Consider the following 12,604-nt stretch of genomic DNA (forward strand, 5'->3'; position numbering starts at 1 on the left):
CCCGACGGCCCGGCCACGACGCCGGCCGGGAGCCGGGCCTGCGCCTCGCGACCGGCCGGTTCGACGGGCCGGGTCGAGCTCACCCGGGGTCCGCCGCCTCATCGAGGCGGCGGGCGGCGTCGATCTTCGCCCTGGCCCCGTCGAGCCACTGCTGGCAGATCGCGGCCAGTTTCTCGGCCCGTTCCCACAGTGCCATCGACTCCGACAGGGGCACGCTGCCCGCCTCCAGGCGCCGGATCACCTCGACCAGCTCGTCGCGGGCCGCCTCGTAGCCGAGTTCGGGTTCCTTGGTCACTGTTCCTCCGTCGTCGTTGCAGGGAGTGCCTTGGCCGAACCAGGGCTGAGCGGGGGCGGGACGGGCGCCTGCGGCGCGTGGGACGCCGCAGTGGACGCCTCCGGCGCGGCAGCGGTGACGGTGAGATCGAGGTGGCCGTCGGCGAGGCGCGCCCTGACGGCCGCGCCCCTCGAGGTGGCCGCGACCCGGTCGACGGTGCGCCCGTCGGCGTCGGTGAGGATGACGTAGCCGCGCTGCAGGGTGGCCCGTGGCGACAGCGACCGGACGCGCTCGATGGCGTGGGTGAGGCCCAGCTGCTCCTCCCGCAGCCGCGCGTCGACAGCGCGGCCGAGCCGCTCCCGCGCGTGCTGCAGGCGCTCGGTGTGCCCGTCCAGCACCGCGGCGGGGTCGCGCAGCACAGGTCGGCTGCGCAGCTCGGCGAGCCGTCGCGACTCCGCGTCCACCCGGGCGAGGATCGCGCGCCTGGCCTGGCCGATCGCGCGCCCGACCAGCTGCGCCTCGACAGTCGCGTCCGGCACCACCCGTTTGGCGGCGTCCGTCGGGGTCGAGGCCCGCAGGTCCGCGACGAGGTCGAGGATCGGGGTGTCGGTCTCGTGCCCAATCGCGCTCACCACCGGCGTGCGGCAGGCGAACACCGCGCGGGCCAGCGCCTCGTCGCTGAACGGCAGCAGGTCCTCCAGCGAGCCGCCGCCGCGCGCGACGATGATCACGTCCACCTCGGGGTGCGCGTCGAGGGAGCGGATCGCGCCGATCAACTGCTCGACCGCGGCGGGGCCCTGCACCAGCGAGTGGCGCACCTCGACGAGCGCCGCGGGCCAGCGCCGGGCGATGTTCTCCACGACGTCGCGTTCCGCAGCGCTCTGGGCCCCGGTGACCAGCCCGACCCGGCGGGGCAGGAACGGGAGCCTGCGCTTGCGCGCGGCGTCGAACAGGCCCTCGGCCTGGAGCATCCGCTTGCGCTGCTCGACCATGGCCAGCAGGCGACCCTCGCCGGAGGGACGCAGTTCGCGGCACTCGAAGACCAGGCTCCCCGACTTCAGCCACAGGGTGGGCTTCACCCAGGCCGCGACGACCGTTCCCTCGGTGATCGGCCCGGCCGCGTCCAGCACGGCCTGGGTGGTGGAGATGCTCACCGACACCTCCGCGAGCGTGTCGCGCAGCGTGAGGAACTGCATCACCGTGCCGCTGCGCCGCTTGATCTCGATCAGCTGGCCCTCGACCCACACCGCGTTGAGCCGGTCGAGGTACTCCTTGGTGAGGTTGACCACGACCCGCAGCGGCTGCGGCTGCTCGGGCGAGCTGGCCAGCCGCTGTCGTGGTTCTGCTGCCATGGGGCCACCGTAGCGGGCGGGGCCGACGGTGGTGGCCGCCGGCCCGGACACTCGCCGGCGGTCAGCCGAGGGCGGTGGCGAGGTCTCCCGCCCCGACCTCGGCTGCCTTGCGGCGCATGAACTCCACCATCGCGGGGAAGCAGTCCCTCGCCACGTTGTAGCCCATGAAGACGTCCTGGTGCCCGTAGCCGGGATAGACCTTCAACTCGTGCTGCGTGCACCCCAGCGCGACCAGCCGCTGGTGGTTGACGATGTTGGAGTCGGTGAACACCCGGTTGTTCGCTCCGGTGGTGAACAGGACCGGCGTGGCCACCGTCCTCGCGTTGTCCCAGTAGTCGTCGGGGAGCGAGGCCAGGTCGGACCGGCCGGGCTCGTACTTCAGCGGGTGGCCGCCCGCCTCCACCATCTTGCGGACGTGCCGGTAGTAGTGCATCGAGGTCGCGCCGTAGAGGTCGCCGCCCCTGCGGTGGGTGACGTCGGCGAGGTTCTCGTGCTCGTAGAGGGCCGGGCGACCCGAGCCCCACATCATCGAGAGCATGTGGCACTCGGGGACGTCGCACTCACGGTGGCCCAGCGACACCAGCCGGCTGAACAGCTCGCCCCGGGTGAAGCCCGGATCGTGGCACCACTGCGGGTTGAGGTTGGGGAAGCCGAGGACGTACTCCACCAGCCCCGGCGCCGCCCGCAGCTTGATCCTCGACCACGCCGGCACCCGTGGGGTCAGCCCCACCGAGTTCGCCACGACCGACGTGATCCCGGTGGCCGCGCCGCCGAACAGCGACAGCAGGAAGGAGACCGATCCCAGGCAGTGCGCGATGACGTGGAGTCGTCGCTGCGTCCCGACGTGCCGCCGGATCAGCTCGATCGCCGGCGGGTAGTCGTACAGCGCGACGTCGTCCATCGTGTAGCGGTGCGGGAAGAGGTTGTAGGAGTGCCGGTTGCTCATCCGCATGTCCAGCGTCCAGACGTCGCTGAACCCCTCGTCGAGCAGGTAGGTGACCAGGTTTCGGTGTTCGGGCATCACGAACATGTCGGTGGAGGTGGTCAGCCCGTGGACGATCATCACGCTGTCGGTCGCGGTGCCGTCGGGGTCGCGGCTGAACCGCTCCAGGGACAGCCCCAGCCCGTCGGCGGTGGAGAAGTCGTGGTGGGTGTGGGTGGCGTCCGGGACCCCCTGGAGGGTGTACAGCGGGATCTCGCGGGTCCTGGCCATCAGGCGTCCTCTCCGGGCACGGCCATGCGGGCAAGGTGCCGCAGGTTGGGGTCGATCAGTGCGCGACGAGCCGGGTCGGCCACCGTCCGGGTGTGCATGTAGCGCAGCGCCCCGTGATCGATCACGAGCTCGTCGAACTCCTCGACCAGCGCGGAGAGCAGCGAGTCGGGGAAGGCGCCCCGGCGGATCCCGAGCAGGTAGGTGACCTCGGCGAACTCCTCCTCGCCGAGGTAGGGGCTGCGGATCCCCTTCACATAGCAGGTCAGGAAGGTGAAGCAGCCGTGCCGGTGCCGGTACCTGCCGACCAGCTGCCACAGGCGGGGGAGGAGCGCCTCGTAGGCGGACAGCGGGACCAGCGTGATCAGCATCCGGGAGGGATCGCCCACCGTGGTGTCGATCAGCTTGTCCGTGAAGAACTCGACGTTCTTCATCGTGGCGAACGCAGGACCGTGGAGGGTGCCGGCCATGCCGGCCAGCTTCAGGGCCTTGTCCACGCTGGCGGGGACGGTTCCCGCGGCCAGCCCGATCGCGTGCAGCGTGCCGTAGCCGACCTTGTCGATCGCCGACTTCCACGCGGTCTGCGGCGTGCTCCGGTAGGAGGAGAACTGGCCCGCGGAGAACGAGCCGGTGTCCAGCCACATCCCGCGCGCCGCGTAGCAGTCCCCGAGGTCGGCCAGCTGGCCGCGGGTGCCGCGGACGAACGTGTCGAAGTCGGGGAAGCGGGTGGTGTGGGTGGCCAGCACGGTGCGGTACTTGTCGATCGCGATGACCTCCAGCGTGGCCTCGGTGATCACGCCTGCCCGGCCCAGCCCGCCGGCCACCCTCCAGTACCGCTGCGGGTCGTCGGCCGGCCCGCAGCGGTACACCTGTCCGTCCCCGTCGACGTACTCCAGCTCGACGACGTGCTCGACGAACAGCCCGAGGCGGTGCGAGGTGGGGCTGATCCCGCCCATCGACACGAAGCCGCCGACGGTGATGTCCTTGTGGTCGCCGACGACGGGCAGCCCGAAGCCGCGCTCGGCAAGCCAGTCGTCGAGCGCGGCGTTCGTCGCGCCGGCCTGCACGGTGATCCGCAGCCGGTCCGGGTCGAAGCCGATGATCCCGTCCATCAGCTGGGTGAGCAGCACGGCCCCGCCGTCGGACAGGACCAGGTTGTTGGACGAGTGCCCCTTGGAGCGGACCCGGAGCTGCTGTCCGAGCTGCCTGGTCTCGCGCACGGCGGACACCACGTCGGCCGTGCTCCGCGCCAGGTAGAGCTTGGCCGGGTAGAGCGGGCCGATGTCGGGCTCGGCGACCTTCGACCAGTCGTAGCCGAGGCCGCGGATGGAGTCGTGGGAGATCCTCTGGTGGCTGTCGATGCGGCCGAGCCATGACTCCGATGCGGTGCGCACCGGCCGGTCCGGTGCCGGTCGCCGACGTTCGCGTGCCGAATCCCCCATGTCGAATCCCCCCGGTGCCGCACGACGTGGAACGGGTTCCCGGCCACCGTCGACGACGTGAGCCGGATCGCCCGCTGAGCAGGTGCGGCTCAGCTAATCAGGCGCCGTCGGCCGGAGGAAGATCCTTCCGCTGGGCACAATTGCGTCGTCGTCGCGGCGGCTTCGGGTCCACCGTCCGCCGGCGGGTCCCGCCCCTGCGGCGGTCATCGCGTCGCGCGCCGCAACTCCTCCAGGACAAGGGGGAACACGTCGCTGTGGGCGTGCCGGCCGATGAAGACGTCGCCGTGGCTGTAGCCGGGCAGCACATGCAGCGTGTCCGTGGCCGGACGGTGCTGCCGCAGGTGGGCGAGGGTGGCCCGCTGGCCCTCGGGCAGGAACGCCCGGTTCCTCGCACCGGTGAACAGGGCGAACCGGGCCGCGGTCCGCGGGGTGCCGGACGCGAAGCGGCCCGGCAGCCTGTCCGAATGGCCGAGGCTGACCAGCTGCCCGGCGCGCTCGGACAGCGCGAGCTGGTGGTAGTAGCCCATCGGGATCTTGCCGAACTCGTACCGCAGCCACTCGTGGGTGGCGTCGTCGAGGTTGGCGTGCACCCACAGCGAGTCCCCTCCCGAGCCGACCGCGAAGCTGGCCATGTTGCAGGTGGGGTTGCGGCACTCGGTGTGCCACAGCCGCACGGCCGTACGGGTGACCAGCGGCACCAGCGTCTCCGGGCCGTCCCCCCAGGCGGCGTCGAGATACGGCTCGTAGTGCTGCAGCACCGGGCGCAGTCCGTGCAGCTTGGCGCGCGCGAACCGGGGCAGGACCGGGTGCAGGCTCACGCCGTTGGCGACGACCAGCCCGACCTGGGGGAGCAGGCCCGCCACCACGGCCATGCTGAAGCTGGCCGCGCCCGCGCAGTGTGCGATCACGCTGAGCGTGGACGCGCCGGTCTGCTCGCAGACGTACCGCACGGCCGCCGGGTGGTCGTACAGGGCGACGTCGTCCAGCGTCCACGGCAGCGGGTCGAGGTCGATCGAGCCGCGCCAGTTCTCCAGCCACACGTCCCAGCCGTCGGCCAGCAACGCGTCCACCAGGGACCGGCCGGTCGGCGGGCGGAACGACTCGGCGCGCATGCCCACGCCATGGGCGAGCAGGACCGGGGGCCCGGTCGGTGGCCGGTCTCCGCGGACATGGATCAGCGTGATCGGCACACCGTCGTCGGCGCGCAGGAAGTGCGGTTCGTCGGTGTGGGCCGGTCGGGGCGCGGCAGCGGCGGTCACTCCCTTGCCTCCGCTGCGGTCGCCGCCGGACCCGACGCCGGCGGCTCGGCCGCCGTCGGGTCGGTGCGGGCCGGCGGGGCCGGCCGGAGGTACACGTCCCGCAGCGCCTTGACGAAGAACGCCGCGAACCCGCCGATCGTCCGCACCGGGGTCTGCCCCGAGCCCTTGAACGTGGTCAGCTGGCGCGCGAAGTCCTGCGGGAGGATCCGCAGCATTCCCGCGCCGACGACCTCGCCGTCGTCGTCGGGCAGGACGTGGCCGCGCAGCAGCGTGATGTAGAGGGTGGACGTGTCGGTCCACAGGTCGAAGCCCGGGTCGTCGCGGACGACCTTGAACCCGTACATCGTGATCGGTGTGCCGGACAGGTCACTGAACCACAACCGGTAGCGCATCTCCCTGGTCCGGTCGTCGTCGCCGGCGACGAAGAGGTTGAACCAGCCGCGCTTGACCGGGAGCCGGCCGCCCAGCAGGTCGCAGTCGACGAAACCCGACGCCGTGCCCTCGTGCCGGCTGCTCGCGACGAACCGCTCCACGTCGGGGGCGTCGATGGTGAGCTCGAACATGAACCGCTGCGCCAGCTGCCTGCCCCGGGCCCAGCCGGTCATCGAGTCGGTCTCGCCGAGCGTGACGAAACCCTTCATCTGTTCGGTGAACCGGGTCCCCGACCCCGCGAGCGGTCCCTCGTCGGGCTCGACCGCCCTGACGTCGGCGGCGATGGAGGCTGCCGACCGCCGGCTCCGGGGCCGCTCGAGCAGGTGTTCGGTGATCCGGTCCGCCAGCGCGGCGATCGTCAGCGACGGGTTGGGCCCGACCGGGCCGGGCAGCGCCGAGCCGTCCACCACGAACAGCCCCGGGTGGCCGAAGGACTCGCCCCACGCGTCCACCACGCCCTCGTGGACGTGGCGTCCCAGCGGCGCCCCACCGAGCGGGTGGACGGTGACGACGCGCTTGGTCCACCACAGCGGGTTGTCCCTGAAGGTGGCACCGAGGCTGTCGGAGATCGACCGCATGGTCTCCCGCATCGCGTCGAAGTAGGTCATCGACGTCTGGGACGTCCAGGCGATGTCCAGCTCGCCGTCGTTCAGCGTGATCCGACCGTCCGGGGTGTCGCGACCCATGCCGAGCAGCGGGATCGAGCTGGAGGTGAGCCTGCCCTGGCCGATCAGCTTGGCGATCTCCGCGGAGATCGTGGACTCGTTGTGCCGCTTCAGCCGGTAGGCGACCAGTTCCCGCACCATCGCGGCGGTGCGCTGCAGCTGTGAGCCGACCTGCGCGGTCTCGATCAGCCAGTTCGCGAACTCGGGAAAGCCGGCCTCCTCCACGTAGTAGCCGCGGCCGGCGCCCTCCTCGTCGACCCCGTCGGGCCTGCGGATGGCGGTGGTGATGACGGGGCCGTAGCTGCCGTTGATCAGCCGGACCCCGCCGGCCTCGGTGGTCGCCCTCGCGTCCATGCAGAAGGTGAGCAGGTCGCCGTTGCCGCTGAACCGGCTGCCGACCGCCCGGCCCAGCGCGGGCAGGCCGACCCGGTTGCGGAGCAGCAGCGACGTGGTGCCGAACGTCCCTGCCCCCAGCAGCAGGTGCTCGCAGGTGATCCGGTGTTCGGTGCGGGCGCGCCGGCCGTCCTCGCCGGGCCCCTCGGCATACCGGGTGTACCGCACCTCGTAGCCGCCGCCGGGCAGCGGGGTGATGCCGTACACGTCGCACAGGGTGCGGATGTCGGCGCCGTGGTGCGTGGCCGCCGACAGGTAGGTGTGGTCCAGGCTGTTCTTGGCGCCCTCGTTGCAGCCGATGTCGCACTCCCCGCACAGGCGGCAGGTCAACCGGGTCGACTCGTGGAGATTGCCGTAGCCGGGGGTCTCGATGACCTGCTTGGGCTGCGGCGCCGCATCCCCGCGGGGAGAGAACGAGACCGCCAGCGGCGGGGAGAACACCTCGAGGCCGAGCGAGGCCGCGGCATCCCGCAGCGCCTTCGCCTTCGGCAGGTCGGGGTACGGGTTCGGCACCGGCGCCAGCATCTTCTCGACGGCGTCGTAGTGCGGGTCGAGGTCGCTGCGCCCGATCGGCCAGTTCTCGTAGCCGCCACCAGGCAGCGGCGAGTCGTGGACGAACCAGCGCTCGTCCTTGCGCAGCAGCACGTTGGCGTAGATCAGCGACCCGCCGCCGAGCCCTGCCGAGACGATCGACTCGATCTTGCGGAAGGACCGCACGTCGAACAGCCCGAACAACTCGTCCTTGGGCTCCCAGAACGCCTTGCTCATCTCGTACGGGTTGCGGGCGAAGCTGCCCGGCGGATAGGCCCGGCCACGCTCGAGGACGACCACCGAACGTCCGGCCTCGGCCAGCCGGTAGGCGGCGACGGACGCACCGAAGCCGGACCCGACGACGACAGCGTCCACATGTTCCGCGGCGGCTCCCATCGGCCTGCCCTCTCTCGCCGATCGCTGCTCCTGCGTCGAGTGGGCCGGGCCGGGGCACCCGGCAGCGGCCCCCGTCCGCCGGTCCTGACGCGCTCACGCTATTGGTGGCCGCCGGGTCGGGCCAGCGGTACGGCCGCCGCACAATTGCGGCACCGGGCGCGGCGCGGGGCCACCGGAGCGATCCGAGCCGACCGCACCGTGCCGCTGCTCGGCGGCCGTCGCGCCGCAGGGGAGGCGGGCCTGCGCACCCGGCCAACGTAGACTTCCCCCATGCCTACCAAGCGAGTCGTGGTCGCAGCGCCGCGCGGTTACTGCGCCGGCGTCGACCGGGCCGTCGTCACCGTGGAGAAGGCGCTGGACGTGTACGGCCCGCCGGTCTACGTGCGCAAGCAGATCGTCCACAACCGGCACGTGGTCGAGGACCTGGAGGCGCGTGGGGCGATCTTCGTCGAGGAGCTGGCCGAGGTCCCGCAGGGCGCGACGGTGGTGTTCTCCGCGCACGGCGTGTCGCCGGCCGTCCACGCCGAGGCGGCGGCACGCGGGCTGAAGACCATCGACGCGACCTGCCCGCTGGTGACGAAGGTGCACAACGAGGCCAAGCGGTTCGCCGGCCAGGGCGTCCAGATCCTGCTGATCGGCCACGCCGGCCACGAGGAGGTGGAGGGGACGACGGGCGAGGCGCCCGAGCACATCACGCTGGTCCAGCACCCCGACGACGTGGACGCCGTCGAACTCGACGACCCCGACAGGGTCGCCTGGCTCAGCCAGACCACGCTCAGCGTCGATGAGACCTGGGAGACGGTCAGCCGGCTGCGGGAGAAGTTCCCCGCGCTGATCGACCCGCCGAGCGACGACATCTGCTACGCCACCCAGAACCGGCAGTCGGCGGTCAAGCAGATCGCCGGGCACTCCGACCTGGTGATCGTGGTGGGCTCGAAGAACTCCTCCAACTCGGTCCGGCTGGTCGAGGTGGCGCTGGAGTCCGGGGCGAAGGCCGCTCATCGCGTGGACAACGCCGGAGAGATCGAGGAGGGGTGGCTGGAGGGGGTCAGCTCTGTCGGCGTCACCTCCGGGGCGTCCGTCCCGGACGCGCTCGTGCAGGGCGTCCTCGACCATCTCGCCGAGCGCGGCTTTCCCGCGGCCGTCGAGGAGCGCCTGACCGAGGAGAACCTGGTCTTCGCGCTTCCCCCCGAGCTTCGCAAGGACCTGCGCCGCAAGGCCGACGGCGACTGAAGCGGCGCGCGCCGTCCGTCCCGCGTCGTTCGTCCGTCCGCGCCCCGCCTTCCTCCCGATCCTTCGCGTTTGCTCCCGAAAGACGGCTTTGCTCCTCGAATTCCGGGAGCAAAGCCGTCTTTCGGGAGCAAGGACGGCGGAGAGGGCGGCGGGACGCCCCCTCGGTGGCGTCGTGCTACGCTGACGCCACTTCGTTGAAAGATGGACAACCGTCGAGGGGGTGGGCCGTGCGCAACTGTTGTTGCCCGAGCATGCGCCCAGCCGTGTGTTGTCGCAGCTGTCGCTCCTGCGCCTGCCGCTGACCCTACGCCGCTGAGCCGATCCCGGCCCGGCAGGTCGCACGCCCTACGTCCGCACACCCGCCATCGAGAACGACGCGTGGCTCCGCGTCGACGGTGGCCGCACCATCGGAGATTCCCGTTACCACTGAACCGGGGGCGCTCAGCCCCGTCCTCGCCGGTCCCGGCGCCTCGTACCGGGCGCAGCGCGGCACGATCCTGCGGGCGCGGAACTGGCGCGCCGAGGCGCTGCTGCGCATGTTCGAGAACGTGCTGGAGGTGGGTGAGAACCCCGACGAGCTGATCGTCTACGCCTCGCTGGGCAAGGCGGCAAGGGACTGGCCGTCCGCCAGGGCGATCGCCGCCGCGCTGCTCGACCTGCCGGAGTCGGGGACGCTCGTGCTGCAGTCGGGCAGCCCGGTGGGCGTCATCGAGACCGGCGACGCCGCGCCCCTGGTGGTCTCCGCGGTGAACAACACGGTGGGACGGTGGTCCGACCCGGAGCGGTTCTACCAGCGCGCCGCGGCCGGGCAGACGATGTGGGGCGGGCTGACCGCGGGCGCCTGGCAGTACATCGGACGCCAGGGCGTGCTCGGCGGCACCTACGAACTGTTCGGAGCGATCGCGCGCACGCATTTCGGGGCGGCGCCGGGCGCTGAGGCCGCCGCCCTGGCCGGACGCTGGGTGCTCACGGCCGGCCTCGGCGGGATGGGCTCGTCCCAGCCGATCAGCGCCCGGATGCTGGGCCTCAGTTCGCTGACCGTCGAGGCGGACGCGGCGAAGGCCGAGCGACTGCACCGCTCCGGCGGCCTCGACCTCGTCACCGACGCTCTCGACACGGCCCTGACCACGGTGGACGCGGCCGCTCGCGACGGCAGGACGGTCGCCGTGGCGCTGGTCGCCAACGCCGCGGACGTCTTCGCCGAGGTGTCCGGGCGCGGCATCGTCCCCGACCTCGTCACCGACCAGACCGCGGCCCACGACGCCCGCTACGGCTACCTCCCGCAGGGCTACGACCTCACCACGTGGCGCGCGGTCCGCGAGACCGACCCGGCCCGCGTCGAACGGGACGCGCGGGCCTCGATCGCCGCACAGGTGCGGGCGATGCTGGCGCTCGCCGACGCCGGGTCCGTCGCCTTCGAGAACGGCAACAACCTCAGGGTGCAGGCGATCGAGCACCTCGGCGAGGCCTCGGCGGCAGACGTCAACCGGATCCCCGGGTTCATGGAGGCCTACCTGCGCCCGCTGTTCGCCCGGGGCATCGGCCCCTTCCGATGGGTGTGCCTCTCGGGGTCGACCGACGACCAGCGCGTGCTGGACGACCTCGTGGTGCGGCAGTTCGCGAACCGCCCCGAGGTGGCCCGCTGGATCGCCCTCGCCCGCGAGCACGTCCCCCCGCAGGGGCTGCCGGCGCGTTCGTGCTGGCTGGGCCACGGCGAACGGTCCGCCTTTGCCGTCGCCGTCAACGACCTGGTCGCGGACGGGACGCTGAGCGCGCCCGTGCTGTTCAGCCGCGATCACCTCGACGCCGCGGCGATGACCCATCCGCGGATCGGGACCGAAGGCATGCGCGACGGCTCCGACGGCGTCAGCGACTTCCCGCTGCTCGACGCCCTGCTGCTCGCCGCGACCGGCGCCGACCTCGTCGCCGTCCACTCCGGAGGCGGCGGCTACGCCGGCTGGATGCAGTCCGCGGGGGTGTCGATCGTCGCCGACGGACGCCCGGGGACGGCGGTCCGGCTGCGTCGCGCCCTGGACGCCGACACCGGGCTCGGCGTGCTGCGGCACGCGGCCGCCGGATACCCCGAGGCGGTCCGCAGCGTCGCGAGCGCGGGCGAGACCGGCGCCGCGTCGCTGGCCTGGCTCGGCGCCGGATCACCGGCCACCACCACCGATCCCGGGGAGGAAAGATGAGGGAACTGACGCCCACCGACGCCCGCAACGCCGTCCTCGGCGGTGGGGTGCTGGCCTGCGGCGGCGGCGGGTGGAAGCACCACGGCGAGCTGATGGGATCGCTGGCGACCAGCCTCGAGCGTCCGGTTCTGGCCGGCGTCGACGAACTTCCCGACGACACCTGGGTGGCGACGGTGACCGCGATCGGGGCGCCCGCGGCGAAGGACTGGGAGATCCGTCCGGTCGACTACGTGCACGCGCTGCAGGAGCTGGTCAAGGTCGCGGGAGTGCCGATCGGGGCGGTGATGACCGCCCAGAACGGCTACTCCACCACCGTGAACGGCTGGATCCAGTCCGCCGTCCTCGGTGTCACCGTCCTCGACACCGCCGGCGACGTCCGCGCGCACCCGACCGGCAAGCTCGGCGGGCTGGGTCTGGGCGAACGCCCCGGCTACGAGTCGGTGCAGGTGGTCAGCGGCGGGAACCGGGCCCTGCACGGCCACTTCCTCTCGGTGAACCGCGGGAACCTGAACACGGTCGACGACGTGCTGCGCGACATCTCGGTGCGGACCGGCGGCTTCATCGCGTCCGCCCGCAACCCGGTCGAACTCGACTGGGTACGGGCCAACGGCGCCCACGGCTCGATCTCGCTCGCCCTGGACCTCGGCGCCGCGATGGATGCGGCCAGGTCCGACGGCCCGGACGCCGTGGTCGAGGCGGTCCGCACCCGTCTGCACGCCGAGGTGGTGGACGCCGGCCGGTTGCGGATCGGGAAGCGCACCCGCACGGTGGGCGGCTGGGACCGCGGCACCTTCGCGGTGGGCGAGCACACCGTGCCGTACCTCAACGAGTACATGGCGGTCGAGAACGCCGGCGGCCGGGTGGCGAGCTATCCCGACACGATCGTGATCATCGACCGGTCCACGGGCGAGGGGCTGGCGGTCAAGGACGCCGGCCGCGGCGGGCAGGACGTGGTGCTCCTGGTCGCGAGGGCGGGCACGCTGCCGGTCTCCAGCTCCAGCATCGACCGGGCCGGCCTGGCCGAGTGCGAACAGATCATGGGGATCGGGTTCCTCGAGCACCTCGACCCCGGCCTGCGGCCCGCGAGTGCGAGCTACGCCCCGGCCACCGAGACCGCCGGGACGAGGTCCGGCTCGCCCCGACGGAGGTCGCGATGACCTCGCTGGCGCCGCCGGACGCGGAGCGGACGGCCGGTCCGCTCCCCGGGCAACGGCAGGCACCGCCG

9 protein-coding genes are annotated in these 12,604 nt (G+C 72.4%); 3 read left to right on the forward strand and 6 right to left on the reverse strand.

Going from position 1 to position 12,604, the window contains the following annotated elements:
• Positions 1–79: 79 nt before the first annotated feature.
• The 6 genes from QM633_RS12890 to QM633_RS12915 form a co-directional block, all read right to left on the reverse strand.
• A complete protein-coding gene (locus QM633_RS12890; protein WP_415154165.1) occupies positions 80–295 on the reverse strand; it encodes an exodeoxyribonuclease VII small subunit in 216 nt (71 codons plus the stop codon).
• A complete protein-coding gene (xseA, locus tag QM633_RS12895; RefSeq protein WP_415154166.1) occupies positions 292–1,626 on the reverse strand; it encodes an exodeoxyribonuclease VII large subunit in 1,335 nt (444 codons plus the stop codon). Before xseA ends, QM633_RS12890 begins: the two co-directional genes overlap by 4 nt.
• A 61-nt stretch (positions 1,627–1,687) precedes the next feature.
• Positions 1,688–2,839 carry an alpha/beta fold hydrolase gene (locus tag QM633_RS12900; RefSeq protein WP_415154167.1) on the reverse strand — a complete coding sequence of 384 codons (1,152 nt, stop codon included), beginning with the start codon at positions 2,837–2,839 and terminating at the stop codon, positions 1,688–1,690.
• Positions 2,839–4,230 carry an FAD-binding oxidoreductase gene (locus QM633_RS12905; RefSeq protein ID WP_415154168.1) on the reverse strand — a complete coding sequence of 464 codons (1,392 nt, stop codon included), beginning with the start codon at positions 4,228–4,230 and terminating at the stop codon, positions 2,839–2,841. The genes QM633_RS12900 and QM633_RS12905 overlap by 1 nt, the downstream gene beginning before the upstream one ends.
• A 251-nt stretch (positions 4,231–4,481) precedes the next feature.
• The gene (locus QM633_RS12910) at positions 4,482–5,537 is read right to left on the reverse strand and encodes an alpha/beta fold hydrolase (RefSeq protein WP_415154169.1); all 1,056 of its coding nucleotides are present in this window, start codon (positions 5,535–5,537) and stop codon (positions 4,482–4,484) included.
• On the reverse strand, positions 5,534–7,954 hold the full coding sequence (locus tag QM633_RS12915; protein ID WP_415154170.1) for a GMC oxidoreductase: 2,421 nt from the start codon (positions 7,952–7,954) through the stop codon (positions 5,534–5,536). The genes QM633_RS12910 and QM633_RS12915 overlap by 4 nt, the downstream gene beginning before the upstream one ends.
• Positions 7,955–8,224: 270 nt before the next feature.
• Between QM633_RS12915 and QM633_RS12920 the strand changes: the two genes are divergently transcribed.
• The 3 genes from QM633_RS12920 to QM633_RS12930 all read left to right on the forward strand — a co-directional run bounded on the left by QM633_RS12920 (position 8,225) and on the right by QM633_RS12930 (position 12,536).
• Positions 8,225–9,187, forward strand: a complete 963-nt coding sequence (locus tag QM633_RS12920; RefSeq protein ID WP_415154171.1) for a 4-hydroxy-3-methylbut-2-enyl diphosphate reductase — start codon at positions 8,225–8,227, stop codon at positions 9,185–9,187.
• A gap of 395 nt (positions 9,188–9,582) precedes the next feature.
• The gene (gene hutU, locus QM633_RS12925) at positions 9,583–11,379 is read left to right on the forward strand and encodes a urocanate hydratase (RefSeq protein WP_415154172.1); all 1,797 of its coding nucleotides are present in this window, start codon (positions 9,583–9,585) and stop codon (positions 11,377–11,379) included.
• The gene (locus tag QM633_RS12930) at positions 11,376–12,536 is read left to right on the forward strand and encodes a DUF917 family protein (RefSeq protein ID WP_415154173.1); all 1,161 of its coding nucleotides are present in this window, start codon (positions 11,376–11,378) and stop codon (positions 12,534–12,536) included. Before hutU ends, QM633_RS12930 begins: the two co-directional genes overlap by 4 nt.
• Positions 12,537–12,604: the final 68 nt, after the last annotated feature.

Source organism: Propionicimonas sp., from assembly GCF_047606205.1.
Lineage (GTDB): Bacteria > Actinomycetota > Actinomycetes > Propionibacteriales > Propionibacteriaceae > Propionicimonas.

Bases quoted from the DNA above. Each gene is read 5' to 3' on its own strand.
- QM633_RS12915 (WP_415154170.1), bottom strand. From the start codon at position 7,954: ATGGGAGCCGCCGCGGAACATGTGGACGCTGTCGTCGTCGGGTCCGGC.
- QM633_RS12920 (WP_415154171.1), top strand. From the start codon at position 8,225: ATGCCTACCAAGCGAGTCGTGGTCGCAGCGCCGCGCGGTTACTGCGCC.
- QM633_RS12900 (WP_415154167.1), bottom strand. From the start codon at position 2,839: ATGGCCAGGACCCGCGAGATCCCGCTGTACACCCTCCAGGGGGTCCCG.
- QM633_RS12930 (WP_415154173.1), top strand. From the start codon at position 11,376: ATGAGGGAACTGACGCCCACCGACGCCCGCAACGCCGTCCTCGGCGGT.
- xseA (WP_415154166.1), bottom strand. From the start codon at position 1,626: ATGGCAGCAGAACCACGACAGCGGCTGGCCAGCTCGCCCGAGCAGCCG.